The organism is Amycolatopsis sp. NPDC114503 (assembly GCF_055633655.1).
This window is the reverse complement of the sequence record NZ_JBVKDT010000003.1, coordinates 570,661-595,607: the sequence shown is the minus strand read 5'-3', so window position 1 is coordinate 595,607 and position 24,947 is coordinate 570,661. Positions and strand designations below refer to the sequence as shown.

Below are 24,947 nucleotides of genomic sequence, written 5' to 3'. Positions count from 1 at the left end.
CTCAGGACGGGCCGATCCGCGCGAGGACGAGCCCGACCGGGATGCTGACCAGCAGCAGCACGACCAGGGCCTGGAATCCGTGCCGTACCCAGCGTGTGCGGCCGTCCGGCGATCCGTCGCGCACGCCCAAGGCCAGCAGGGCCAGACTGATGACGAGAATCGCGCCGCCGAGGTCCACAACGATTGTCGCACCGGAGAGTGTTCCGCCTAGCACAGCGGCATTTCCGGCGTTCCAAGCCGCGACTTGAGCGACGACCAGCCGTCGAGGAGGCGGTGCCGGGGCGAGCTGTGCCTGCCCGATCCCGAGGCCGAGTTGCGCGATCCCGCAGACCAGCACCAGGTATGCGACTGCCCACGCGCCGTGCGGGGTCGGATGCGGGGCGATCGCCGCGGACGCGAGCCCTCCGGCGATCGCGCACCCGATGCCGGGCACGGCGAAAGGCGCTGCGGCGGCGAGTCGAGGAGTCATATATCCAAACTAATCTAGTGAAAAAGATCAGCTCAACCCTGGTCGGCGCCACGGAGTCCGGAGCGGAAAATTCCCTGCTGTGACGGGATTCGCGCGAGGTCGGCAGCGGACTGCCCCGGCTGTTAGGTTCGCGGACGTGACAACAAAAGCAATGCGGGCAGTGGTCCACGAAGGCGCGGCGGGAGTCGGCGGGGTGCGGGTCGCGGAGGTTCCGGTACCGCGACCCGGCCCGGGCGAAGTGCTGGTCCGGGTGAAAGCGGCCGGGCTGAACCACCGGGATCTGTTCATCGTGGACAGTCGCAATCCGGCTGACCCCTGGGCGGTGCTGGGTTCGGACGGCGCCGGAGTGGTCGTGGCGGCGGGTGCGGACACGAGCGTCGAGGCCGGCGCCGAGGTGGTCGTCAACCCGTCCCTTGACTGGGCTGAGCCGGACGCGGTGCCGGACGTCCCCGCCATCCTCGGGGTGCCGACGAACGGCACGCTGGCCGAGTACGTCGTGGTCCCGGCGGGCAATGTCCTGCCGAAACCCGCGCACCTGAGCTGGACCGAAGCCGCCGCGCTGCCGCTGGCCGCGCTCACCGCGTACCGGGCGCTCTTCACCCGCGGCGGGCTGACCGCCGGGGAACACGTGCTGCTGCCCGGCATCGGCGGCGGAGTCGCGACGTTCGCCCTCGCCATGGCGAAAGCCGTGGGCGCGACGGTCAGCGTCACCTCGCGCAGTCCCGAAAAGCTCGCCAGGGCAACGGAATTGGGTGCTGACCGCGCGATCGGCAGCAGCGGCGACTGGGCCGCTGAACTCGGCCAACCGGTGGACCTGGTCGTCGACAGCATCGGCTCGGCGACGTTCGACGCCTGTCTCTCCGTGCTTCGCTCCGGCGGCCGGATGGTGACGCTCGGCGCGACCACCGGCCCGGATGTCGAGCTGTCGCTGCGCAACCTCTTCTTCCGGCAGATCAGCCTGCTGGGCACGTCGATGGGCAGCGCGCGGGAGTTTTCGCAGATGGTCGCGCTGGTCGCGGAACACCGTCTGCGGCCGGTGGTGCACCACGTCTACGACCTCGCGGACGGGCCGCGCGGGCTGGCCGAACTGGCGTCGGGGGACCAGTTCGGCAAGCTGGTGGTCACGATCGGCTGACCCGGCCGGTGATTTTTGTCGGTGCCTCGTGGTGAACTGAGGACACGAACCCAGGGAGGGGAACACCTGATGAGCAAGCGCTGGAATCCGGGGACTGTCGCGGCGCCAGTAGGCCGCTACAGCCACCTCGCGCAGATTCCCGCTGACCACGAGCTGGTCGTGGTGGCCGGCCAGATCGGCGCCCGGCCGGACGGCACGCTCGCCGGTCCGGACGCGGAAGCGCAGACGCGCGAGGTGCTGGCGAACATCGAACGCGTGCTCGCGGCGGCGGGAGCCGGGCCGGAGCATCTGGTCAAGGTCTTCAGCATGGTCGCGGGCACCGAGCATCTGCCCGGTTTCCGCGCGGCGACCGGCGACGTGTTCAGCCGGTGGTTCCCGGAGAGCGACTGGCCGGCGCAGTCGCTGATCGTCGTGTCCGCGCTGGCGAAGCCGGAGCTCCTCGTGGAAATCGAAGCGATGGCGGCGGTGCCCCGATGAACCTGCTCTCCGAACGACAGGAAACCCGATGACCATCACGCTCGGACAGCTGCGGATCGACCCGGTGGCCGAACTGGACCACTGGCCGTTCGCCCCGGCGGACCTGTTCCCGGCGGTCACGCCCGAACAGCTGGGGGAGCACCGCGGCGACCTGGACCTGTCGATCACCACGTACCTGGTGCGCACGCCGGACCAGACCGTGCTCCTCGACGCCGGGAACGGCAACGCCAAGGAACGCCCGGTCCTGCTGGCGCACCACCAGTTCGACGCGCCGTACCTCGACCGCCTGGCCGCGGCCGGCGTCGTGCCGGAGGACGTCGACATCGTAGTGGCGACCCACCTGCACCCCGATCACTGCGGCGGCTTCACCCAGCTGGTCGACGGTTCCTGGGATCCGACCTTCCCGCGCGCCCGGTACCTGATCCCGAGCGAGGAATACGCCTGGCTCCACCAGGTCCACGCGGCGGCGCCCGACGGCGGCGTCGCGGGCGACCTGGCCAGGACGTTCGAAGACAGCGTGCTGCCGGTCGTCGAGGCAGGCCTGGTCGAGTTGATCGACCTCCCGTACGAGGTGGCGGACGGCATCACCCTGCGTGCTCTGCCCGGCCACACCACCGCACACCTGATCGCGGAACTCAGTAGCGGCGGTCAGCACGCCCTGGTGAGCGGGGATGTGCTGCACCACCCGTTCCAGTTCGCAAACCTGACGCTGGCCCAAGGCGGCGACGTGGATCCCGTCGCCGCCGCGGAATCCCGGCGGACGCTGTGCGAACTAGCCGTCGAACGGGACGCGCTCCTGCTGCCCGCGCACTTCCCCGCCGGGCGAATCACCCGAGACGGCGATGGTTTCGCTTACCGCCCGACCTCGCCGGGAGGTGCCTGACCCATCTTCTGCCGGGTGCCGTGTCGATTCGGCGGCGCCCCGTTCGACGCATGGGCATGACTGACTACGAACCGACCACAACCCGCAACCTCGACCGCTACGGAAACGCTCCGCTGCCGTGGAGCCGTGCCCGCGACGTCCTCGCCGCCGACACCCCGACCGCCGACCTGACGTTCTTCGTGGCGACCGTCCGCCCGGACGGACGTCCGCACTCGGCGGGCGTAGGCGCGGTCTGGGTGGACGACGCGCTGTACTTCGTCGGCGGACCGGGCACGCGCCGCTCCCGGAACCTCGCGGCGAACCCGGCATGCAGCATTTCGGTCCGGCTGCGCGGCGTGGACCTGGTGCTGGAGGGCGATGCGTACCGAGTCGCGGACGTCGACACCGTGGCGCGCCTGGCCGAGGTCTACCGCTCCGGCGGCTGGCCGGCGGAAGCGGCCGGGGACGCCTTGACGGCTCCGTTCAGCGCGCCGAGCGCAGGCCCGCCGCCGTGGCACCTGTACCGCCTCGCCTTGCGGCGAGCGGTGGGAGTCGCGTCGGAGGAACCGCATGGGGCGACGTGCTGGGAGTTCGTGGGGGATTGAGGGCGGTGGTCCGGCTTGGGGCGGGCGGTCGTGGCGGGACTGTGTGCGGGGAGATCGCCGGGGATTGAGTGGGGTGGTCCGGCGTGGGGTGGCTGTGGCGGGCCTGGCTGCGGGGAGTTGGCCGGGTGGTTGGTCGCCGTGGTCCAGCTTGGCGCGGAGGGCCGTGGCGGACCTGCCTGCGGGGAGTTGGCCGGGGGTTTGGCTTGGCGCGGGTGGCTGTGCCGGGCCTGCCTGCCTGCCTGCCGGGATTTAGCGGAAGTTTGAGCGTGATGGTCCGGCCTGGCGCGAGGCCGCCGTGGCGATGCTGCTCGCTGGGACCTCGCCGGGGCTCGAGCGCGGTGGTCCAGCTCTGCCGGGAACGGCAGCGGCGGAACCTCCTGCCGGGACTTCGGCCACCCCAAACAGCGCCCCTAAACCCCGAACCCCCGAAACCCCCAGACCTCAAGCCCGCCCGTCCGGCCCCTCCCACTCCAGCAGCAACTCCCGCAGGTCGGCGTTCATCCGGTCCTGTTCCGCATGCGACAAAACCCCCAGCAGCCGCGCCTCCGTCTGCGTCTTCATCCCGAATACCTCGAGCGCCCGCGCCAGCCCCTCGTCGGTCAGGCTCACCAGGATCTGCCGACGGTCGCCCGGGTCGATGTCGCGGCGGACCCAGCCTTTGCGTTCCAGTCCGGCGACGCGTTTGGTCACCCCGCCGGAGGTCAGGCGCATGCTGTCCAGCAGCTGCCCGGCCGAGAGGCGGTACGGGGGACCGGCTCGCTTGAGCGCGCCCAGCAGCTCGACTTCCCACAGGCCGACCCCGAAGGCGTCGAACTCCCGGCGCAGTTCCGTTTCCAGCAGCCGGGCCGCGCGCAGCAGGCGGAAGCTCAGCGCCTTGCTGACCCGGTCTTCCGCGCGCACGCCGGTGATCTGCGCCATGACTCCGTCGACGTGGTCCCGCTCCGCTGGCATGGGCGAGTATTCTAACACCAGTAATTATCTTACCGGTCTCGAATCAGGACGGTCCGTGCATTCTTCCCCTGCCCCCGAGCCCGATCCGCAGCGCTGGCGCGCCTTGTGGGTGTGCCTCATCGCGGGGTTCATGACACTGCTCGACGTCAGCATCGTCAACGTCGCCCTGCCCTCGATGGAGCACGGGATCGGCGCGACGCCCGCGGACGTCTCGTGGGTCGTGTCCGGGTACGCGCTCACGTTCGGGCTCGCGCTGGTGCCCTCGGGACGGCTCGGCGACGACTACGGACGCCGCCGGATGTTCCTGCTCGGGCTGGCATTGTTCGTCGCGACCAGCGTGTTGTGCGGGGCGGCGCCGAACGCGACCTGGCTCGTCGTCGCCCGGCTGGGGCAGGGCGTCGCCGGCGGGCTGCTGAATCCGCAGATCATCGGCCTGATGCAGCAGCTGTTCTCCGGTCGCGAGCGGGGCAAGGCGTTCGGCGCGTTCGGCGCGACGGTCGGGCTGTCCACCGCGATCGGGCCGGTGCTGGGCGGGTTGCTGATCCAGGGCATCGGCGTCGACCAAGGGTGGCGCTGGGTGTTCTACGTCAACCTGCCGATCGGGATTCTCGCGATCCTGTTCGGGCTGCGGCTGCTGCCGAAGGACGCGCGCGGCGGCCGGAAGCGGACGCCGGACCTGGTCGGGTCGGTGCTGCTCGGCGTGGCGGTCGTGCTGGTGATGCTGCCGTTGATCGAGGAAGAGGAACAGGCGACGTCGCCGCGCTGGTGGCTGATGGGCGTCGCGGCCGGGCTGCTCGTGCTGTTCGTGCTGTGGGAGCGCTGGCTCGGCAACCGCGGCAAGCAGCCGCTGGTGAACCTCAAGCTGCTGACCGTGCGCAGCTACTCCATGGGTTCCGCGCTCGGAATGGTCTATTTCGCCGGATTCACCGGGATTTTCCTCGTCCTGACGCTGTTTTTCCAGCAGGGCCTCGGCTACACGGCGCTGCAGGCCGGCGCGGCGATGCTCGCGTTCGCGATCGGCTCGGCGATCTCGCCGACCATCGGCGGGCGGCTCGTGCACCGGCTCGGCAGGCCGATGGTCGTCCTCGGCACGCTGCTCGTGGCGATCGGGCTCGCCGCCACCGCGTGGCTCGTCCGCGACTACTCCGGCGCGAACACCGCGTTCGTGCTGGCCGCGCCGTTGTTCGTCGGAGGGTTCGGCAGCGGGCTGGTGATTTCGCCGAACTCCACGCTCGCCTTGGAAGAAGTCCCGCCCGCGGAAGGCGGCACGGCGGCCGGAGTGCTGCAGACCGGGCAGCGGATCGGATCGGCGGTCGGCACGGCGCTCGGCGGGTCGCTGTTCTTCGGCGAGCTCGGACGCTCGCACGGGGACTACCACTCCGCGACCGCGCTCGGGCTGATGGGTTCGACCGCGCTGGTGGTGCTCGCGTTGCTGTTCGGGGTCGTCGACGTGCTGCTGTCTCGAACTCGGAAACGCCGCAGCACTCCGCAAAGCACGCCGCGCGCGGCGATTTCCGGCGCGGTAAGCGGCCTCGCGCCCGCCGAAACCGCCTCGGTGAGCCTGACCTCCTTGGAAACCCACGAGGTACGCCGCACCACCACCGGTTCGGACAACACCTTCGCCCTGGACGCCCCGGCAGGCACGTATCTGCTGCTGGTCCAGGCAGGCGGCCGGGAACCGGTGGCCCGCCATGTTCAGGTGGGCGCCGAACCGGTGCGCGAGGACGTCGAGTTGGCGCGGTCGGTTCGGCTCACCGGCACTGTGCACGCGGTCCGGGGCCCGTTCCCGGGCGCGCAGGTCGCGGTGCTGGACGCCGAGGGCGAGGTCCAGCGGGTAACCGTCACGGACGAAGCGGGGCACTACACCGTCGACGACCTGTTCCCCGGCGAGTACACCGTCGTCGTGACCGGCTATCAGCCGGTCGCGGGTCCGGTGCAGCTGACGACTGAAGGGCCGGTTCGGTTCGATCCGTTGCTGCGCTTGGTTTCCGCGGACAAGTCCTGATCGACAGGGCTTAGTCGGAGACGAGCGCCAGCACTGCCAACGCCTGGTCTCGCATCGCGACATCCAGGAACGTCCCGTCGGCGAGCGCGATCGCCCCCACCCCGGCCTGGGTGGCACCGTCCATTCGGGACAGCACCTCGCGCGCCCGCGCGACCTCCTCCGCCGTCGGCAGGAACGCCGCTCGGATCGTCGGCAACTGCACCGGATGGATCGCCGTCCGCCCGCGAAACCCGAGCGCTCGCCCGGCCCGGCAGCTTTCCGCCAGCCCGTCGAGATCCCGGACATTCGCGTACACCGACATCGCCGGCGGCGGCAGGCGCGCGGCGCGGGCGGCGTTCACGATCCGGCTGCGCGCCCAGGTGAGCCCGGCTTCGTCGGCGAGCCGCAGATCGGACCGCAAGTCCGCCTCGCCCAGCCCGAGCGACGCGATCTGCGGGGAGGCAAGCGCGATCTCCAACGCCCGCTCCACCCCGAGCGCCGATTCGATCAGCGGGTGCAATTCCCGCCCAGGCAAAGCATCGGCGTGCACCCGGACGTCAACCGAACTCTCGACCTTCGGCAGCCGCGCGCCCACCCAGGTCGGCAGCGCGGCAACCGCAGCAACGTCCGCCGCGTGCCACGGCGTGTCCGGATGGTTGATCCGCACCTGCACCGGACGCGACGCGGGCACCTCGGCCAGCAGGCGCATCGCGTTGTCCCGCGCGGCATCCTTCTGCGCGGGTGCGACGGCGTCCTCCAGATCGACCAGCACGACGTCGGCGTCCGATGCGAGAGCCTTGGCCACGCGATCGGGCCGGTCCGCCGGAACGTAGAGCAGGGTCAGCGCGGGCGTCATACCGCTCCCTCCGCACGAAGCTCGGCGATCCGGGACGCGGTGAAGCCCAGTGCGCCGAGCACCTCGTCGGTGTCCGCGCCGTGCGGCCGTCCGGTGAAGCCGATGACGCCGTCGTTGTCCGACAACCGGAACAGGGGGCCCTGCATCAAGGTCGCACCCAGTTCCGGGTCCTCGACCTCGTGGATGGTCCCCAGCGCGCGGAACTGCGGGTCGGCCACGATGTCGGCCGCGTCGTAGATCGGCGCGACCGCGGCCTGCGCCTCCTCGAAAGCGGCCACGACCTCGTCGCGCGTGTGCCGCGCGATCCATCCGCCGACGGCCTCGTCCAGTTCGTCCGCGTGCGCCGCGCGGTCCGTGCCGGTCGCGAACCACGGTTCGTCGGCCAGTTCCGGACGCCCGACCAGCCGCACGACGCGTTCCGCGATCGACTGCGCCGACGTCGAAACCGCCACCCACTGCCCGTCGCGCGTGCGATAGGTGTTGCGCGGCGCGTTGTTCGTGGACCGGTTGCCGGTGCGCGGCTGGACTGTCCCGAGCTGGTCCCACCGCGTGATCTGCGGTCCGAGCATGGCGAGAATCGGCTCGATGATCGCGACGTCCACGACCTGGCCGCGTCCGCTGGCGGTCCGGCCGGCGAGCGCGACCATGATCGCGTACGCGGTGGCCAGCGACGCGACCCCGTCGGCGAGCCCGAACGGCGGCAGCGTCGGCGGCCCGTCCGGTTCGCCGGTCGCGGCGGCGAATCCGCTCATCGCCTCGGCGAGCGTGCCGAAGCCGGGCCGCGAGCGATACGGTCCGAGCTGGCCGAACCCGGTTACCCGCGCCAGAACCAGCCCCGGATTGCGCGCGGACAGCTCCTCGTAACCGAGGCCCCAGCGTTCGAGCGTGCCCGGACGGAAGTTCTCGATCACCACGTCCGCGGTCTCGGCGAGAGCCAGGAACACCTCGCGCCCGCCGTCGCTGCTCAGGTTCGCGGTGACGGTGCGTTTGTTGCGTCCCAACGTCTTCCACCACAGGTTGACGTCGCCCTTGGCCACTCCGTGCGTGCGCGACGGGTCGGGTCGCGAAGGGTGCTCGACCTTGACCACCTCGGCGCCCATGTCGCCGAGATGCATCGCGGCCATCGGCCCGGCGAACAACGTCGACGCGTCCACCACCCGCAGCCCGGCCAGAGCTCCGGCGGACGCTTCTCTCGACACAGTCATCGCGCCACATCCCACGCGCAGCGGAACCCGACCGTCGCGCCACGCGCCAGCCCCAACCCCGGCAGCAGTAGCTTCACGCTGTAGTCCGGCTCGCGCCGACCGCCCTCGACGTACCATTCGGAACCCTCGGCGCGGTAATCGCTGCCGCCCTTGAGCATCACGAACCGGGTCCTCCCGTCGGAGTGTTCGCTTTCGGTCCAGTTCCACACCGCGGGCGTGCCGCGCCGGAGCCCGCCGGTTTCCCCGGCGAGCTGCCATTCGTCCTCGGTCGGCAGCCGGCCGCCGCGCCACGCGCAGTACGCACGGGCGTCGTCGAGGTCCACAAAGGTCACCGGCTCGTCCTCGACAGCAGGCTGACCGTCGACCCAGTGCGCGAGGAACCGATGCGGCTCGACCGGCTGATACCCCGTAGCGGCAAGGAATTCCGCGAACTCGCCATTCGTCACCTCAGTAGCCGCGACCGCGACCGGCGACGCCAGCGAACCGTCTCGCTGCAGCGTCCGGGCATCGTGCAGCCGTGGCGGCAACGGCTTCCACTCGTCCACGTACGGCGCGCCCTGGTACATTCCGGTCTCACGCCCGCGATACCGCACCGTCAGCACATACGGCCCGGCAGGCACCACGACCGCATCGTCGTCTGGTGAACCGCTCGTCGGCTGAGGGCGGACCCACGTGGCGAGACGGTGCGGGAAACGGGCGTCCGGATCGTGGGGGAGGGTCGCCACCTGCGACAGCCACGACGGCTCCGCCGCACCATCGGCGACCCGCAGCAACGCCGAAATCCCGCGCGCGGGCACGCGTCCGTCGGAGAAAAGATCGATCACCGGCCCGTCGACGACCGGTCCGAGGTAGTCCGAGTCGCCGCGGTTGACGACCGTCCACAATGTCCAGTCGCCGAGTTCCCAGCGCGACGCGTAAACCCCGGCCGCCTCGGCTTCCGGCGTCAGCGGAGCCAACGGCGTCCACTCGCCCTCGCGCAGCAGGTCACCGGCCGCACGCTGCACGGTCACCATCCGCCGCACCGTCGCCGCGTCCCGCTGCGACCAGCCGACCCACACGCCGAACACGACTTCCCACACCATCACGCCGACGCCGTTCAGCCACGCCGACTGCAGTTCCTCGGTGTGGTCGCGATGCCACCGCCGCACGTGGTGCTGCATGTGCCGCCGCTCGTACCAGTGCGAACGCAGCACCCCCGGCACCGGCGAATCGGCGAAAAACTGCGCCCACGACGCCGAATGATCCTCGATCCGCTCGACCGGCAGCTTCGACTCGCCCTCCAGCACGACCCCCGGCCGCGCGCGTTCGAGCTGCTCGACCAGTGCCGGATCGGCCTTCTTCAACGTGTCCAGGAAGACGCCGTCCGCACCGAAATCCGCCAGTACCGCCGACAGTTCCTCAGCGTCGTCCTCGCCCCGGCGCGTGCCGACATCCCACGGGTTGTAGTCCACGAACACCCGCACGCCCGCCGAATGGAACGTCTCGACCAGCTCGCCGAGACCGGGCACGTCGCGGTAGAAATCCCACTGGTTGCGGTCGTCGAGGCCGATCACCGGGTACGCGTGCCACAGCACGACCGCGTCGAGCCCGCCGAACCTCTGATGCGCGTCGGCGAGGAACCGCTCCGGCGCGAACCGGCGCTCCTCGAACGAATACAGCAATTCGTCCCACAGCCATACCTGCGCGACCGTGTGGCATCCGGCGGCCCACGCGGCTTCCGGCCGGTCGTAGGCGCGGCCGTGGTAGCTGTGCCGTTGGTGTGCGTCCGCCCGCCATTGCCGCAGCCGCACCCTCCACTCCGGACGGTCGGCGGGGTCCGCCGGGCCGACGAAGATCTTGGCCTCGTCCAGCGCGACGAGCTGCTCATCCGACAGGGGAGCGTCGAGCGGGACCTCGGTCGGCTGGTCGATCGGGCGCGGGACGAGCGGGTCGAACACGTACGTCATCGGGCGTTTCCTCCGGTCGCGAACTCGGCGACCTCTGCGACGGTCGGCACGGCGGACTGCGCGCCGGGCCGGGTGACAGCGAGCGCGGCGGCGGCCCCGGCGCATCCGGCGGCTTCGCGAAGCGGGCGACCCTCGGCGAGCACCGCCGCGAGGACGCCGCAGAACGTGTCGCCGGCTCCGGTTGTGTCCACAGGGGACACCCGGAAACCAGGCAGGTGCACAATTTCCTTTTCGGCGACAACACAACCGGCCGCCCCGAGCGTGATCACCACAGCAGGTGCGCGCTGCTGCAGAATCCGGGCCAGCTCCTCGGGAGAGCCAGACCTCCCGGCCAGGTCCGCGGCCTCGTGCTCGTTGACGATCAGCACGTCAAGATCAAGCTCCGGCAGAGGACGGGAAGGCGCGGCGTTGAGCACCATCCGCGCGCCAGTCCGCCGGGCCGCAGCCGCAGCGGTCACGACCTCCAAGGGGACTTCCAGCTGAGCGAGCACGACGTCCGCGGCGGCGATCCGCTCCAGCTGTGCCTGACCCAGCTGGAGCCGCGAGTTGGCCCCCGGCGCGACCACAATGGAGTTCTCCCCGTCCGGCGACACCATGATGAACGCGGTCCCGGTCGCACTGTCCACTCGCGACACCAGATCCGTCCGCACCCCGGCCTTCGTCAGCGATGCCAACAGAAACTCCGCGCCGTCATCGACACCGAACGCTCCGAGGAACGTCGTCTCCGCCCCACCGGCGAGCGACGCGGCAACCGCCTGATTGGCGCCCTTGCCACCCGGACTGCGCCGCAAATCCCCGCCAAGAACGGTCTCGCCCCCACGCGGCTGCCGCGGAACGCCGACCACCAGATCGACGTTCGCCGACCCGACGACAGCAACTCGACCAGTCATCGCGCCACCCCGGCCGTCCGCGCGGCAAGGTCGGTGATCCGCTGCTCTCCGCCGGGCAACGACGTCGCGATCCGGTTGTCGAGCGGCTTCGTCCACTGCTCGCCGATCCCGTCCACACCCAGCAGCGCACCGACCACCCCGCCGACCGTCGCGGCCGCCGAATCCGTGTCCCAGCCAGCCGTGACAGCGAGCGAGATGCTCTGGCCGAAGTCGCCGTCGCCGCGAGTCAACGCGTACGCGATTACCGCTGCGTTGTTCAGCACGTGCACCCAATGCAGGTCGCCGTATCGGGCATGCAACCGGTCCAGCCCGTCTTCGTAAGCAGCGGCTTCGCGACCGAACCGGACCGCCGCGGCCAGCTGACTCCCCGGCGGCAGAACAGTTTCCGCCGCGTCGAGGACATTGTGGACGGAGCCGCACACCATCGCCGCCGACGCCAGCGCAGCCGCCCACATCGCGCCGTAAATGCCGTTCCGGGTGTGGCTGAGCCGCGCGTCGACCCACGCGAGCCGCGCGGCGCCGCGGACGTCACCGGGGGAGACCCAGCCGAAGACGTCGGTCCGGATCAACGCGCCGATCCACTCGCGGAACGGGTTGAGGTGCGTCGCGGTCTCCGGCACCGGCCGCGCGTCCAGCAGGTTCCGGTACGCGGCGCGCTCGGCGGTGAACACCCGCCCGGCGGGCAGCTGCTCCAGCCAGAGCTGGGCGACGTCGTCGGTGGTGAACTCGCGGCCGTGCCGTTCCAGCAGGGCGAGCGCGAGGATCGGGTAGTTGAGGTCGTCGTCCTCCGGCATCCCGGAGATGTTCTCCTCCAAGGAAGTCGGCGCCGACCGCCGGTTCCACGGCCACCGCGCCGCGACGTCGTCCGGCAGCCCGACCGCGGTGAACCACCGGTCCAACGGCCAGCGTCCGGTCGCGCGCAGGATCTCCTCGATGCCCTCGCGCGGGATCTTCTCGACCGGCTTCCCGAGCAGACATCCCGCCGCTCGCCCGGTCCACGCGCCGAGCGTGCGGTCCGCGGCAGGCTGGGGGAGGACCGGCGCGGCCGGAAGCAGCGCGACGATCGAGTCCCAGTCGTCCGGTTCCTCAGGCGAGGGCGCGGCGGGGAGCGCGGCCAGTTCCTCCAGCAGCGTCCGGGCCAGCGCCCGCAACGCTGGGGGCGCCGGCCGCGGTCCTGCCCCGCTCACGGCGGGTACTGGATCACCGCCAGCGGCGATCCAGCGCTCCCGCACCGAGGTCACGTCCTTGCCCTCCACAGCGGACTGGACGAACTCGTGCGCGAGCAGGTCTTCGGGCTGTGCCCAGGTGAGCCTCATGCCGCGGCCAGCGCGTCGAGAACGGCGAGCCGCGCCTGGGTCCGTGCCCGGTCCGCCTTGACGATGTCCGTCGCGGCCGACGCGAGCAGCCGCCCGGTCTCGCGCAGATCCATCTTGCTGGCCTCGCCGATCGGATCGATCCACTCGTCCGGCACCGAAGCCGCCCCGCCGAGCCCGGCGCAGAGCGCGCCCGCCATCGACGCGATCGAGTCCGCGTCCCGGCCGTAGTTCACCGAGCCCAGCACCGCGCCGCGGTAGTCGCCCTGATGGCCGAGCACAAACCCCAGCGCGGCAGGCAATTCCTCGATCGCCTTGGTCCGCGACGGCCGCCGCGCGTCCATCGACATCTGCCGGTACTCCGGCCCGACCGAATCGAACGGCGCGACGACCTCGCGGATCTTCCGCGCGAGCGCCCGCTCCTCGTCGTCGGTCTTGGGCGCGTCTTTCCATCCCTCGAAGGCGTCCACCACAGCCTGCAATGCCGCCGAAGTCCCGTCGTGCGACACCGCGAGCGCGGCCTGCACGATGTCGTCCAGCCCCGCGCCAGGCGCGACCGAAGCGGCGACCATCGCGGCCAGCACCCCGGCGGCCTCCCGGCCGTAGCTCGACTGATGCGGCGCGGTCAGGTCGATCGCCTCGGCATACGCGGCCTGCGGATCCCCCGGGTTCACCACGCCGACCGGCGCGATGTACATCGCCGCGCCGCAGTTCACGATGTTGCCGACGCCCGCCTCACGCGGATCGACGTGGCCGTAGTGCAGCTTCGCGACGATCCACTTCTCAGCGAGGAACACCCGCTGCAGCAACAGGGCCGTCGACTCCAGCTCCGGCACCCAGCGCGGTTCGCCGATCATCAGCGGCACGAGGTCCTCGGCCATCGAGTACGCGTCGAGGTGCGCGCGGCGCTTCGCGTACACCTCCACGATCGCGCGGGTCATCAAGGTGTCGTCGGTGATGTGCCCGTCGCCCTTGTGGTACGGCGCGATCGGGCGCGCGTCCCGCCAGTTCGGGTACCAGGGCGGAACGATCCCGGTCACCCGGCCGCCGTGGCGCTCCTCGATCTGCTCGGGCGTCCACCCTTCGGTCGCGCCGCCGAGCGCGTCCCCCACTGCCGCGCCGGTGATCACTGCCACCGCGCGGTCCTCCAGCCAGGTCACCGGCTTGCGTCCCTTCGTTCCCCGGCGCGGGCCAGAACGCCCGCGCCTGTTGTGCGCGCCGGGACCGGACGCGTGCCCGGGCCCGGCGCGGCGGTCACTTGCCGACGCTCTTCCAGCCGTCCTTCAGCTGCTGCGCCAGCGTGTTCGCGTCGATCTGGTTCGCCAGGAAGCGCTGGTAGGCAGGCGTCGCGACAGTGTCCTTCCACTGCGCGTACTTGCCGGCGAACAGATACGGCGCCGAGGTCAGGTACTTGCCCGAGGCCAGGATGGTGCTCCAGCCCTTCTTGGCGCCGAGCTTCTTGTCCAGCGCTTCGCGAGCGGAGTTGCTCGCCGGGATCAGCGTGTCGGCCTCGTTGAGCGCGGCCAGGTTCTCGGTGCTGGTGAAGTAGTCCAGGAACTTCGCGGCCTGCTCGACGTGCTTGGAGTCCTTGTTGACCGACAGCGTCTGCGGGTTCGCCGCCTGCGCCGGTCCGGCCGGGCCGGCGATCGGGGGCAGCGCGACCCAGTCGAGGTCCTTCGGCGCGTCCTTCTCGATGTTGGCCGCCTGGTACGAACCCTGCACGGTCATCGCGACCTGGCCCGCGTAGAACGGGGCCAGCGCCTTGCCGCCGGACTGGGTCAGCGTCACCGGCAGGATCGAGTGGTCGGTGGCGTTCATGTCGTGCACCAGCTGCGGCAGCGCCATTTCGCCCTGGCCGACGCTGATCTGCGCCTGGTCGCCGGTGCCCTCGAAGTACTTGCCGCCGAACGCCGGGGCCATCGCCACGAACGTCGCCGTCGGGCTCGACAGTCCCCAGCCGAGGCCGTACTTGCCGTCCTTCGTGGCGGTCTTGGCCAGCTGGCGCAGCTGGTCCCAGGTCATCGTGTCGCCGGTCGGGACCTGCGCGCCGGACTGCTCCAGCAGCTTCTTGTTCGCGAAGACCACATAGGACTGAAGCTCGGTCGGGTAGGCGACGACCTTGCCCTCGACGGTCACCGAGTCGAGCACCCCCTTCGGGATGTCCGCGCGCTTCTGCTCGGACAGGTAAGAGGAGAGGTCGGCAAGGTAGCCGTCGGCGGCGAACGGCCCGATCCCAGCCGCCTCGTAGTGCACGATGTCCGGCGCGGTGCCCGCGTTGAACTGGGTGATCAGCTTGTCGTAAGCGCTGTCCCAGCCGGCCTGGACGACCTTCACCTGGGTGTCCGGATGCGCCTGGTTCCACGACCCGACGATCTTGTTCGTGGCGGCGATCGCGGCGGGCTGGTCCGACAGGGACTGGAAGGTGAGGGTGACCGGCCCGCCGTCCCCGCTGCCGCTGTCCCCGCCGCTGCCGCACGCCGCGGCGAGCAGGCTGGTGAGGGCGAGGCTGGCGGCGATGACCGCGCGTCGTGTCTTCATCGACCGACCTTTCGAGGGTGTTTCCGATGGGGTGGGGCTCATCCCTTCACCGCCCCGGCCATGAGGCCGCCGGTGAGTTTCTTCCGCAGGAGGCTGAAGAAGGCGATGCTCGGGATCGCCGCGAGCACGGCGCCCGCGGCCAGCGGGCCGAGGGCGACCTTGCCCTCGCCGCCGATGAACATGGTGAGCGTGATCGGCAGCGTGTAGTTCTCCGGCGACTGCAGCAGCACCAGCGCGAAGAAGAACTCGTTCCACGACGACACGAAGCTGAACATCGCCGTCGCGACCACGCCCGGGGCCAGCAGGGGGAACACGATGGTGCGCAGCACGGTGAACCGGGTCGCGCCGTCCATCGCCCCGGCCTCCTCCAGGTCGACCGGGATCGCGGCGACGTAGCCCTGCAGCATCCACAGCGCGAACGGGAGGATGTAGGTGGTGTGCACGAGCGTCAGCCCGACGAGGCTGTCGGCGAGCCTGAGCGTCCGCAGCACGAGGAACAGCGGCAGGATCACCAGCACCACCGGAAACACCTGGCTGACCAGGATCCAGGTGACGCCCGCGACGCGCAGCTTGCCCTTGAGCCGGGCCAGCACGTAGGCCGCGGGCACCGAGATCAGGATCGCGAGAACGGTGCTGGCCAGCGCGACCAGCAGGCTGTTGAACGCCGAATGCAGCAGGCCCTGCCGGGAGAGCGCTTCGCCGTAGTTGTCCCAATGCCATTCGCTCGGGACCAGGTTGACCGACAGCGAGTTCAGCTCCGCCGACGACTTCACCGACGCGGAAATCAGCCACAGCAACGGGAAACCGAGGAACAGCAGGTACAGCACGAGAGCCAGGTACTGCGCGGGGCGCACGGACCAGCGCATGGATCACCGCCCCCTTTCCGGGCGGTCGCCGCGGAACTGCGACCGCAGGTAGATCGCGAGCAGCGCGACGACCACGATGACGAGGACCAGCCCCATCGCGGCGGCGTAGCCGATCTCGCGGTTCTTGAACGCTTCGAGGTACACGAACAGCACCGGGACCATGGTTTTGCCGCCCGGGCCGCCCGCGGTGAGGACGTAGACGAGCGAGAAGGAATTGAAATTCCAAATAAAATTGAGGGAAGTAATAGAACTGACGATGGGTCGCATGCTCGGCCAGGTCACCGCGGTGAATCGTCGCCATGCTCCGGCTCCGTCCACCGCTGCCGCTTCGTGCAGTTCTGTGGGGATCTGTTGCAGGCCAGCGAGAAGCGTCACGGTGGTCTGCGGCATGCCGACCCAGACGCCGACCACGATCACCGCGGGCAATGCGGTATTGAAATCGCCGAGCCAGTTGATTCCGTCCGGAAGTCCGATGCTGCCGAGGAAGGCGTTGAGCGGTCCGCCGTTGGCCGAGTAAATCATTTGCCACATAATCGCGACGACCACCGGCGGCATTGCCCAGGGAATGAGTGCGAGCACCCGGGTGAGGCCCTGGAGTTTGAGGCCCGAGTTGAGCAGCAGTGCCAGGCCCATCGCCGCGGCCAGCTGCAGGACGGTCACCCCGACCGTCCAAATCAGACCGATCCGCAGCGAGTCCCAGAACAGCGAATTCCCGCCGAGTCGGACGAAGTTGTCGACCCCGGCGAAGCCGAAGTCCGGATGCCGCACCAGCCGCGTGTCGGTGAAGGCCAGCACGATGCCGATGACCAGCGGGGCCACCGACAGCACCAGGATCGGGATCAGCGACGGCATCACCAGCGCGATCGCCTCGCGCCGGCGCGTGCGGGCCTGCGTGGTCTTCTTGGGGCGCGGCGGGGGAGCGGGGGCGACCCGCGGCTGCGTCGCGGTGGTCATTCCGCGTCCTCCACGTTCTGGTCCATAGTGGATTCCCGGACGAACAGCTCGGTTCCCACCGAGATCTGCTGCGCTGGGGCGTCCGCGTCGTCGGTCAGCCCGAGCATCAGCCGGGCGGCGGCGCGCCCGCGTTCGGCCGAGCCGAGGGACACGCTGGTCAGCCGAGGCAAGAAGACCTGCCCGAGCTCGGTGTCGTCCATGCCGGTGACGGCGACGTCGCGCGGGATGCTGAGCCCCATTTCGCGGGCGGCGCGGATGGCTCCGATGGCGAGCAGGTCGTTGGCCGCCACGATGGCGTCAGGCCGGTGCGGACGGTCGAGCAGCTTCCGGGCGGCGTCGATCCCCGCCGCGACAGTGAAATCGGCCGCGACTTCGACGTCTGTCTTGGCCGCGAAGTCCTTTGCGGACACCGCTTCGTCGAATCCGCGCTGCCGCGAGGAGCCCGGCGTGGTGTCGAGCGGCCCGTTGAGGAAGCCGATCCGGCGGCGGCCCAGCGAAACCACGTGCTGCACCGCCGCGCCGATCCCGGCGGCGGAATCCGTGGAGACGGAGCTGATCCCGCGGTCGCTCATCGCCCGGCCGATCACCACGACGGGCACCGGGGCGCGGCCGATCTGCTCGATCAGCTCGTCGTCGGTGCGCAGCGGGATGACGATCATGCCGTCGACGAATCCGCCGTGCAGGCTGTGCATCAGCTCGGCGGTCGACGCCGCGGTGTCCCCCGTGGACATCACCACGACCCGATACCCGTGCGGCGCGAGGACTTCGTGGATGCCGCGCATGATCTCGACGTAAACCGGGTTGCCGATGTCCGCCACCGCGAACGCGATCTGCGAGGTCTTCTTCAGCCGCAACGACCGCCCGATCGCGTCCGCGCTGTACCCGAGTTCCGCCGCGGCGGCCCGCACGCGCTCGACCATCGCCTTGCTCGCCCCGGTCCCGTGCAGCGCGCGCGAGGTCGAAGCCAGCGACACGCCGGCGCGCTCGGCCACCTGGATCAGCGTGGCTCGGGTTGACGTCATCGTCCCTCCCAGTCGGACACAGCGGGCAACGGTGCGGATACCGCTGCTGGAAACGTTTCCAGGCTACGGACTGGATGGTTTGGAAACGTTTCCAAGCGGTGCCGGGATCATGTCACCCGGATGGCGGACATGTCAACGGAACGGCTGCGGGGGCCGGGGATCTGTGACGTCAGCGTGACGTGCGCCGGTTCAGTGCCGGTTCAGTGCCGGTTCGGTGCCGGTTCGGTGCCGGTCTAGAGGGAGCGCCAGTCGGCGCGGACGACGTCCGCCGCCGAGGGAGCGTTGTCCGGATCGGTCAGCCACTGCAGCGCGGTCCCGACCAGCAGCGAGTAGTAATGCGCGCCGATCGCGTGGACGTCCTTCGGATCGGCGTCCGGTCCCAGATCGCCGAAAGCGCGGGCGAGTCCGACGCGCGCCAGTCGCTGGCCTTCGGCGTTGATCTTCCGGACTTTCTCGTCGTGCTGGAGGTAGCTGACGCTCTCGAAGTTCACGAACCACAGCTCGCGGTGCTCGCGGATCGACTCGATGATCCGCGCCCAGCGCTGCTCGGGTCCGGCCTTCTCGTCGTCCGGGGCGGAGAGGACGGCGAACAGCATCTCGCCCCACTCGGCGTTGAGGTCGGACAGCGCCTGCGTGAGCAACTGTTCCTTCGAGCCGAAGTGGTAGTTGATCGACGCCTGGTTGGCCCCGGAGGCGGCGACGAGGTCGCGCACCGTCGTGCGCGCGTAACCGGCTGTGAGGAGGCATTCCCGGGCGGCGGTGATCAGGTTCTCGCGGTGTCCCACGCGTGCTACCGTATCATGTAAACGTTCGTTTTAAACGATCGTTCATAACGCTGGGAGGACTTGAAGATGACTGCACCCGCGATCCGCACCAGACGGTTGCGCTGCCGCTTCGAAGGGGAGGGCGGCCCGGTCGACGCACTGCGCGGCGTGGACCTGGACGTCCCGCGCGGCGCCTTCGCCGCGATCATGGGCCCGTCGGGCTCAGGAAAGACGACGCTGCTTCACTGCGCGGCGGGTCTGCGCACCCCGACCGAAGGCACCGTCGAACTGGACGGCACTGATCTGTCTACTTTGGACGAGCCGCGCCTGGCCGAGCTGCGACGTCAGCGGATCGGCTTCGTATTCCAGCAGTTCAACCTGCTGGCCGCGCTGACCGCGGAGGAGAACATCGAACTGCCGTTGCGATTGGACGGCCGCAGCCCGGACCCGCGGCGCACTGCGGACTTGCTGGCGCAGGTCGGCCTGGCGCAGCGCGGGGGACACCGGCCGGGCCAGCTGTCCGGCGGGCAGCAGCAGCGGGTGGCCGTGGCCCGGGCGCTGGTGACGGATCCGCAGGTGGTCTTCGCGGACGAACCGACTGGCGCGCTGGACATCCGCAGCGCCCGCGAGGTGCTGGGCTTGCTGCGTTCCTTGGCCGATCGCGGTCAGACGATCGTGATGGTGACGCACGATCCGGTGGCTGCGTCTTATGCCGACGCAGTGTTGTTCCTGGCGGACGGTCTGGTGGTGGATCAGCTGGCCCGGCCGACGGCGGCGACGGTGGCGAACCGGATGGCGATGCTTGTCGAATCGGCTGAGCGGGCGGCGAATGCGGTGGGTGCCCGGTGAGCTGGCGCGCCGGACGGCAAGGCCGAGGGGGGAAGTGACATGGGGAACTGCGCATTGCGGCCGGTTGACGGCTGTTGCTTTGCGGGAAAGGGGAAGTGACATGGTGAGACTTGCCTTGCGGTTGTTCGGCCATCACCGCGCCGCTGCCTTGGCCACCGGCCTGGTCGCGCTTGTCGGGATGGCGTTGGTGGTCGCGATGACCGCCTTGCTCGGCACCGGCCTGTCCGGGAGCACCGCGCCGGCCGATCGCGGATTCCTGACCCAGTTCCCGCTCATTCTGGGCGGCTGGGTGGTGGCGATCGTCGTGTTCGCGATGGTGTCGACGATCGGCGTCACGCTCGCCGGGCGATCCGGCGAGATCGGCGGGTTGCGGCTGATCGGCGCGGCGCCACGGCAAATCCGGGTGCTGGTCTCGACGGAGACCCTCGCGATCGTCGCTGTGGCGGCGCTGCCCGGCCTGGGGCTCGGCTACCTGCTCGGGTTCCTGCTGCTGACCGGAGTGCGTTCGGCCGGGCTTGCCGCGCCGGGCACGGCTTTCTCGCCCGGGATCGTGCTTCCGCTGACCGGCGTCGCGGTGGTGCTGCTGGCCGGAGTTCTCGCGGCGTGGATCGGCAGCCGAGGCCCGGCTCGGCGCAATCCGGTGGAAGAAGAGTCCGGACCACGCCGGGTCAGGTCGGCGCGTCCGCGCCGGATTGCCGCGATTGTGTTGCTGGCACTGGGTTTCGGCTCGGCGAGCGCCGTGCTGGCCTTGCCCGCCGACAGCATCGCGACGACGGGGATGACCGGACCGGCCGTGGTGCTGTGTTCGATCGGGTTCGCCATCCTGGCTCCGGAACTGATCGCCGCGGCCAACCGGATCGTCGGCCGCCTTTCGCGCGGTGCGAAGAACCCGGAGGCGCATCTGGCCGGGGTGAATCTGCGCGCCGCGCCGGAGCGTGCCCGCCCGATCGTCACCTTTCTGACGCTGCTGGTCGGCGTCTCCGCGGGCACGTTGGCCATGCAGGGAATCGAAAACCAGCACAGCGTCCCGGGCGGCACGGCCGACGTGCTGGCGTCGATCAACTACCTGGTCGTCGTCCTGATCGCGCTGTTCATGGCGATCGCGCTGACCAACAACCTGGTCGCCGCGATCGGCGACCGCCGGACGGAGTTCGCGACGCTGTCGCTGATCGGCTCGACCGTTCGGCAGGTTCGCGGTGTGCTGCTGCGCGAAACCGCGGCCGCGACGCTGCTGGCGATTGTTGTCGCGGTGGTGGGTTCGGCGGTGTGCGTCCTGCCGTTTTCGATTGTCAAGACCGGGAGCCCGGCTGCTGCGTTCGGGGTCTGGCCGTTCGCGGGGAGCGCGGTTTTCGGGGGAGGGGTGGCGTTGGCGGTGACGTATGTGGCCGGGGTGCGGGTGATTCGTTCCGCGGCGGTCGGCGGTCGCCGGGCGTGAATGCCGGTGCCGCTGGTCGCGGCGAATCCCGGACCGGCGGCGACCGGCCGGACAATCGGGCACGCCGCGAAATCCGCGACCTCGTGCGGGCTTCGTTCCTGGTGGAGACGGCGACCGCGATGACCGCCGCAGGCCTGCTGTATCTCGCCGCGCCGGGCTGGGTGCTGGGCCTGTTCCTCGAGAAGAACCCGCCGCCGGAAGTGCTGGCGCTGGCGCGCACCCTGCTGTTCTTCGGGATCGCGCAGCAATATGTCAAGGGAACGCAGAACGTCTGCGTCGGCTTACTTCGCGGTCTCGGCAACACCAAAAGCGGCTTTCGCGCGACGCTGCTCGGCTACTGGCTGATCGGAACCCCGGTGATGGTGTTGTGCGGTTTCGCACTGGATCTCCGCGGGCCGGGCATCTGGCTCGGGCTGTGCGTCGGGTTCGGCGCGACGGCGGTGCTGCTGCTGCGCAAGTTCTCTCGGGAACTCGCTGGCGTACCGGCGCTTTCCGCGGTGCCGAGCGGGACCTGAGCTGCGATACTCGACGCATGATTTTGATCGTCCTCAAAGCACAGATCCGCCCCGAGAAGCGAACCGAATGGCTGGAAGGCATCGCGCGCTACACCGCGCAGGTGCGGAGCGAACCGGGCAATGTGTCGTTCGACTATTACCAGAACGGCGGCGACGAGAACGAATTCGTGATGGTCGAGGTTTTCGCCGACAGCGCCGCCGGGGACGCGCACGTCGCGACCGCGCACGCGCAGGAGTTCTTCCCGTTCATGTCGACGGTCGTCGCGAAGAAGCCCGAGATCAACTACCAGAACCTCGACGGGGCGGCCTGGTCGGAAATGGCCGAGGTCACGCCGGTCGACTAGCACGAGAAAGGCCGGCCGCGGGGTCGTCGCGGTCGGCCGTTCGCGTTAGCGCTGGTGCACGATCCGCCCGTCGAGCACCGTGGTCGTCACGTGCACGTCGCCGAAGCTCTCCGGGCGGGTCTGTTCGAGGTCGGCGTCCAGCACCACGACGTCGCCCAGTTTGCCCGGCGTCAGCGAGCCGATCCGGTCCTCCATGCCGAGCGTGTACGCCGCGTCGAGCGTGTGCGCGCGCAGTGCCTCGTGCAGCGAAATCGCCTGCTCCGCACCGATGTCGGCGCCTTCGCGGGTCTGTCGAAGCATCGCGTTCGCGATCGTGTGCAGCGGTTTGAACGACGAGACGAACGAATCGCTGGACAGCGCCGGCCGCAGGCCCGCGTCGAGTTCCTCGCGGACCGGCTGGAGCCGGTGTGCGCGGTCGCCGAGGCGGCGCAGGAAATCTCCGCCGCTGTCGTGCAGGAAGTTCGGCTGGTTCACCGGGATCACGCCCAGCCCGGTGAACCGGCGGACGTGCTCGCGGGTCGGGTAGCCGCAGTGTTCGATGCGGGGGCGGAAGTCGTCGCCGTACGCGCGGGAGCCGGCTTCGAGTGCGCGCAGGGTGTTCTCCATCGCCAGGTCGCCCTGGGTGTGGACGGCGACCCGCCACCCGGCGCGGGCGGCGCGTTCGACGAGTGCGGTGAGGTCGTCGGCTGGCCAGTAGAGGCTGCCGGTGAACTCTCCGTGTTCGCCGTAGGGTTCGCTGAACACCGCGGTGCCGCCGATGAGCGTGCCGTCGGAGTAGAACTTCATCGCGCCGAGGCTCAGCCAGTCGTCGCCGAACGGATCGCCGAGGCCGACCGCGGCGAGGGCGTCGAGCTGGTGCGACAACGGCATCGCGACGGTGCGCACCGGAAGCCGGCCTGCCGCGCGGGCCGCCCGGTACACGCGCAGTTCGCGCGCCGACACCTGCGGGTCGGCGATGGTCGTCAACCCGGCTTCGACGTAGTGCCTGCCCGCGTCGTCGAGCCAGCCCGACAGCTGTTCGAACGGCAGGTCGGTGTGGAAATTCGGGCCGTGGCAGCCGATTTCGACCGCGACCGGCAAGAGCAGCTGCATCGCGGAGTCGAGCACCATCCCGGTCAGCCGCCCGGCCGCGTCGCGGAGGAACTGGCCGCCCGCCGGGTCGGCGACGTCGCCGCCGATGCCGCGCCACCGCAGCGCGGCGGAGTTGACGACGGCGTGGTGGCCGGAGACGTGGTAGACGATCACCGGGTGCTCGGTCGTCGCCTCGTCGAGCCGCTGCCGGGTCGGGCGGCCTTCCGGATACTTCGCGTCGTCCATGCCGAACGCGCGGATCCACTGTCCGGCCGGCGTGCGCGCGGCGGCCTTGGCGACCATCTCGACCAGATCGTCCACAGTGGACACTGCCGGGTAGCTCGCGTCCTCCGCGGCGAGGGATTCCGCGGTCGACAGCAGGTGGTTGTGCGGGTCCACGAAGCCGGGCAGCACCGTCGCGCCGCGCGCGTCCACGCGTTCGGCCTCCGGGGCAGCCTGCGCGACCGCCGCCGCGCCGAGTGCGGCGACGCGGCCGTCGCGGACGAGCACCGCGTCGGTTCCGGCGAGGTCCGGGTCCATGGTCAGGACGCGGGCGCGGTGGATCAGGACGTCAGCCACGGGCGGTCTCCGTTCGGTGGGGCTGGGGGACGTCGTCGGACAGCTGCGGCGCACCGCGCAGGCAGGCGATGCTGACCAGGCACATCACGACGAGCAGGACGATCACCGGCGCCACGCCGCCGAATCCGGCGACGAGCGCGGTGCAGGCCAGCGGCGAGAATCCGCCGAAGACGGCGCCGGCGACCTGGTAGGACAGCGAGATGCTGGTGTAGCGGGCGCGGGCGGGGAACATCTGCGCGAGGATCGCCGCGATCGGCCCGTAGGTGGCGGCCATGACGAGCCGCATCAGCGACAGCGTCAGGAAAATCAGCCCGGTGCTGCCGCTGCCCATCACGAGGAACTGCGGCGCGGCCAGCACCGCGACGCCGAGCAGTCCGGCGATCACCACGCGCCGTCCGCCGACGCGGTCGCCGAGCCAGGCCACGCCGACGGTCGCGACGAGTTCCACCAGGGACGCGATGCTCAGCCCGGTCAGCACGAGTTGTTCGCTCACGTGCAGATCGGTCGTGGAGTAGCCGAGCAGGAAGGTGGTGACGATGTAGTAGCCGCCGACGGCCACCGGCAGCGCGCCGATCCCGCGCAGGATCTGCCGCCACGACGTGCGCAGCGCGAGCCGCACCGGGAGTTCGGCCACCGGTTCGGTCTGTTTGAACACCGGCGATTCCTCGACCTTCAACCGGATCACCAGCCCGACGATCACGAGCACCGCCGACAGCAGGAACGGCACCCGCCAGCCGCCCGCGGCGAGCGCCCCGTCGCCCTGGCCGGCGAGCAGGCCGAACAGCCCGGAGGCGAGCAGCGCCCCAGCCGGGTTCCCGAGCTGCGCGAACGAACCGTAGAACGTCTTGCGCCCGGCAGGCGCGTGCTCCACGGCCATCAGGACCGCGCCGCCCCATTCGCCGCCGACCGCGAGCCCTTGGGCGAACCGAAGCACGACGAGCAGCAGCGGCGCGAGCACCCCGGCGGTGGCGTAGGTGGGCAGCAGGCCGGTGGCGAACGTCGCGATCCCCATGATGAGCAACGTCGTGACGAGCGCGGCCTTGCGCCCGGCCCGGTCGCCGAAATGCCCGAACACGATGCCGCCGAGCGGACGGGCGAGGAAGCCGACCGCGTAGGTCGCGAACGAGGCCATGAGCCCGACCAGCGGGCTGGTGCCTTCGGGGAAGAACAGCTTCCCGAACACGAGGCTCGCGGCGGTCGAATAGGCGTAGAAGTCGTACCACTCGATGGTGGTGCCGACGAACGCCGCGGCAGCCGCGCGGCGGGCGCTCGAGACGGATGCGGTCATGGGGGCTCCCACTGCTCCGGGGGATCGGT

At 70.3% G+C, this 24,947-nt stretch carries 24 protein-coding genes; 9 read left to right on the top strand and 15 right to left on the bottom strand.

The window, feature by feature from the left end:
- Position 1: 1 nt before the first annotated feature.
- The gene (locus ACZ7OI_RS15315; protein ID WP_470264816.1) at positions 2–469 is read right to left on the bottom strand and encodes a hypothetical protein; all 468 of its coding nucleotides are present in this window, start codon (positions 467–469) and stop codon (positions 2–4) included.
- A 136-nt stretch (positions 470–605) separates the two neighbouring features.
- Here ACZ7OI_RS15315 and ACZ7OI_RS15310 point away from each other — a divergent pair, with 136 nt between their 5' ends.
- The 4 genes from ACZ7OI_RS15310 to ACZ7OI_RS15295 all read left to right on the top strand — a co-directional run bounded on the left by ACZ7OI_RS15310 (position 606) and on the right by ACZ7OI_RS15295 (position 3,548).
- Positions 606–1,604, top strand: coding sequence for a zinc-binding dehydrogenase (locus ACZ7OI_RS15310; protein ID WP_470264815.1), 999 nt, complete (start codon positions 606–608; stop codon positions 1,602–1,604).
- Between the two features lie 69 nt (positions 1,605–1,673).
- Entirely contained in the window at positions 1,674–2,081 is a 408-nt protein-coding gene (locus ACZ7OI_RS15305; protein ID WP_470264814.1) for a RidA family protein, read from the top strand.
- Positions 2,082–2,109: 28 nt separating this feature from the next.
- Positions 2,110–2,964, top strand: coding sequence for an MBL fold metallo-hydrolase (locus ACZ7OI_RS15300; RefSeq protein ID WP_470264813.1), 855 nt, complete (start codon positions 2,110–2,112; stop codon positions 2,962–2,964).
- A 56-nt stretch (positions 2,965–3,020) separates the two neighbouring features.
- Positions 3,021–3,548 carry a pyridoxamine 5'-phosphate oxidase family protein gene (locus tag ACZ7OI_RS15295; protein ID WP_470264812.1) on the top strand — a complete coding sequence of 176 codons (528 nt, stop codon included), beginning with the start codon at positions 3,021–3,023 and terminating at the stop codon, positions 3,546–3,548.
- A 441-nt stretch (positions 3,549–3,989) separates the two neighbouring features.
- On the opposite strand, the gene ACZ7OI_RS15290 is transcribed toward ACZ7OI_RS15295, so the two are convergent.
- Positions 3,990–4,499 carry a MarR family winged helix-turn-helix transcriptional regulator gene (locus ACZ7OI_RS15290; protein WP_470264811.1) on the bottom strand — a complete coding sequence of 170 codons (510 nt, stop codon included), beginning with the start codon at positions 4,497–4,499 and terminating at the stop codon, positions 3,990–3,992.
- A gap of 55 nt (positions 4,500–4,554) precedes the next feature.
- Between ACZ7OI_RS15290 and ACZ7OI_RS15285 the strand changes: the two genes are divergently transcribed.
- Entirely contained in the window at positions 4,555–6,504 is a 1,950-nt protein-coding gene (locus ACZ7OI_RS15285) for an MFS transporter (protein ID WP_470264810.1), read from the top strand.
- Positions 6,505–6,514: 10 nt separating this feature from the next.
- On the opposite strand, the gene ACZ7OI_RS15280 is transcribed toward ACZ7OI_RS15285, so the two are convergent.
- The 11 genes from ACZ7OI_RS15280 to ACZ7OI_RS15230 all read right to left on the bottom strand — a co-directional run bounded on the left by ACZ7OI_RS15280 (position 6,515) and on the right by ACZ7OI_RS15230 (position 18,858).
- Positions 6,515–7,339 (bottom strand): HpcH/HpaI aldolase/citrate lyase family protein, encoded by an 825-nt coding sequence (locus ACZ7OI_RS15280; protein ID WP_470264809.1) that lies wholly within the window; start codon positions 7,337–7,339, stop codon positions 6,515–6,517.
- Positions 7,336–8,544 (bottom strand): CaiB/BaiF CoA transferase family protein, encoded by a 1,209-nt coding sequence (locus ACZ7OI_RS15275; RefSeq protein WP_470264808.1) that lies wholly within the window; start codon positions 8,542–8,544, stop codon positions 7,336–7,338. The genes ACZ7OI_RS15280 and ACZ7OI_RS15275 overlap by 4 nt, the downstream gene beginning before the upstream one ends.
- Positions 8,541–10,490 (bottom strand): SUMF1/EgtB/PvdO family nonheme iron enzyme, encoded by a 1,950-nt coding sequence (locus ACZ7OI_RS15270; protein WP_470264807.1) that lies wholly within the window; start codon positions 10,488–10,490, stop codon positions 8,541–8,543. Before ACZ7OI_RS15270 ends, ACZ7OI_RS15275 begins: the two co-directional genes overlap by 4 nt.
- The gene (locus tag ACZ7OI_RS15265) at positions 10,487–11,380 is read right to left on the bottom strand and encodes a ribokinase (protein WP_470264806.1); all 894 of its coding nucleotides are present in this window, start codon (positions 11,378–11,380) and stop codon (positions 10,487–10,489) included. The genes ACZ7OI_RS15270 and ACZ7OI_RS15265 overlap by 4 nt, the downstream gene beginning before the upstream one ends.
- On the bottom strand, positions 11,377–12,696 hold the full coding sequence (locus ACZ7OI_RS15260; protein WP_470264805.1) for an ADP-ribosylglycohydrolase family protein: 1,320 nt from the start codon (positions 12,694–12,696) through the stop codon (positions 11,377–11,379). Before ACZ7OI_RS15260 ends, ACZ7OI_RS15265 begins: the two co-directional genes overlap by 4 nt.
- Positions 12,693–13,853 (bottom strand): ADP-ribosylglycohydrolase family protein, encoded by a 1,161-nt coding sequence (locus ACZ7OI_RS15255; protein ID WP_470264804.1) that lies wholly within the window; start codon positions 13,851–13,853, stop codon positions 12,693–12,695. Before ACZ7OI_RS15255 ends, ACZ7OI_RS15260 begins: the two co-directional genes overlap by 4 nt.
- Before the next feature lie 94 nt (positions 13,854–13,947).
- On the bottom strand, positions 13,948–15,231 hold the full coding sequence (locus ACZ7OI_RS15250) for an ABC transporter substrate-binding protein (RefSeq protein WP_470264803.1): 1,284 nt from the start codon (positions 15,229–15,231) through the stop codon (positions 13,948–13,950).
- A 38-nt stretch (positions 15,232–15,269) separates the two neighbouring features.
- Positions 15,270–16,097 (bottom strand): carbohydrate ABC transporter permease, encoded by an 828-nt coding sequence (locus ACZ7OI_RS15245; RefSeq protein WP_470264802.1) that lies wholly within the window; start codon positions 16,095–16,097, stop codon positions 15,270–15,272.
- Between the two features lie 3 nt (positions 16,098–16,100).
- Entirely contained in the window at positions 16,101–17,051 is a 951-nt protein-coding gene (locus tag ACZ7OI_RS15240) for a carbohydrate ABC transporter permease (RefSeq protein ID WP_470264801.1), read from the bottom strand.
- Positions 17,048–18,073, bottom strand: a complete 1,026-nt coding sequence (locus ACZ7OI_RS15235) for a LacI family DNA-binding transcriptional regulator (RefSeq protein ID WP_470264800.1) — start codon at positions 18,071–18,073, stop codon at positions 17,048–17,050. The genes ACZ7OI_RS15240 and ACZ7OI_RS15235 overlap by 4 nt, the downstream gene beginning before the upstream one ends.
- A 233-nt stretch (positions 18,074–18,306) precedes the next feature.
- Positions 18,307–18,858, bottom strand: coding sequence for a TetR/AcrR family transcriptional regulator (locus tag ACZ7OI_RS15230; RefSeq protein ID WP_470264799.1), 552 nt, complete (start codon positions 18,856–18,858; stop codon positions 18,307–18,309).
- Positions 18,859–18,924: 66 nt separating this feature from the next.
- Here ACZ7OI_RS15230 and ACZ7OI_RS15225 point away from each other — a divergent pair, with 66 nt between their 5' ends.
- The 4 genes from ACZ7OI_RS15225 to ACZ7OI_RS15210 all read left to right on the top strand — a co-directional run bounded on the left by ACZ7OI_RS15225 (position 18,925) and on the right by ACZ7OI_RS15210 (position 21,980).
- Positions 18,925–19,686: an ABC transporter ATP-binding protein gene (locus ACZ7OI_RS15225; protein ID WP_470264798.1), complete on the top strand. Its 762-nt coding sequence runs from the start codon at positions 18,925–18,927 to the stop codon at positions 19,684–19,686.
- Between the two features lie 100 nt (positions 19,687–19,786).
- On the top strand, positions 19,787–21,121 hold the full coding sequence (locus ACZ7OI_RS15220) for an FtsX-like permease family protein (protein ID WP_470264797.1): 1,335 nt from the start codon (positions 19,787–19,789) through the stop codon (positions 21,119–21,121).
- Entirely contained in the window at positions 21,118–21,636 is a 519-nt protein-coding gene (locus ACZ7OI_RS15215) for an MATE family efflux transporter (protein WP_470264796.1), read from the top strand. Before ACZ7OI_RS15220 ends, ACZ7OI_RS15215 begins: the two co-directional genes overlap by 4 nt.
- Before the next feature lie 17 nt (positions 21,637–21,653).
- Positions 21,654–21,980 carry a putative quinol monooxygenase gene (locus tag ACZ7OI_RS15210; RefSeq protein WP_470264795.1) on the top strand — a complete coding sequence of 109 codons (327 nt, stop codon included), beginning with the start codon at positions 21,654–21,656 and terminating at the stop codon, positions 21,978–21,980.
- A 45-nt stretch (positions 21,981–22,025) separates the two neighbouring features.
- Here ACZ7OI_RS15210 and ACZ7OI_RS15205 read toward each other — a convergent pair whose 3' ends face one another.
- Positions 22,026–23,630, bottom strand: a complete 1,605-nt coding sequence (locus tag ACZ7OI_RS15205) for an amidohydrolase (RefSeq protein ID WP_470264794.1) — start codon at positions 23,628–23,630, stop codon at positions 22,026–22,028.
- The gene (locus ACZ7OI_RS15200) at positions 23,623–24,918 is read right to left on the bottom strand and encodes an MFS transporter (protein WP_470264793.1); all 1,296 of its coding nucleotides are present in this window, start codon (positions 24,916–24,918) and stop codon (positions 23,623–23,625) included. The genes ACZ7OI_RS15205 and ACZ7OI_RS15200 overlap by 8 nt, the downstream gene beginning before the upstream one ends.
- Between the last annotated feature and the right edge of the window lie 29 nt (positions 24,919–24,947).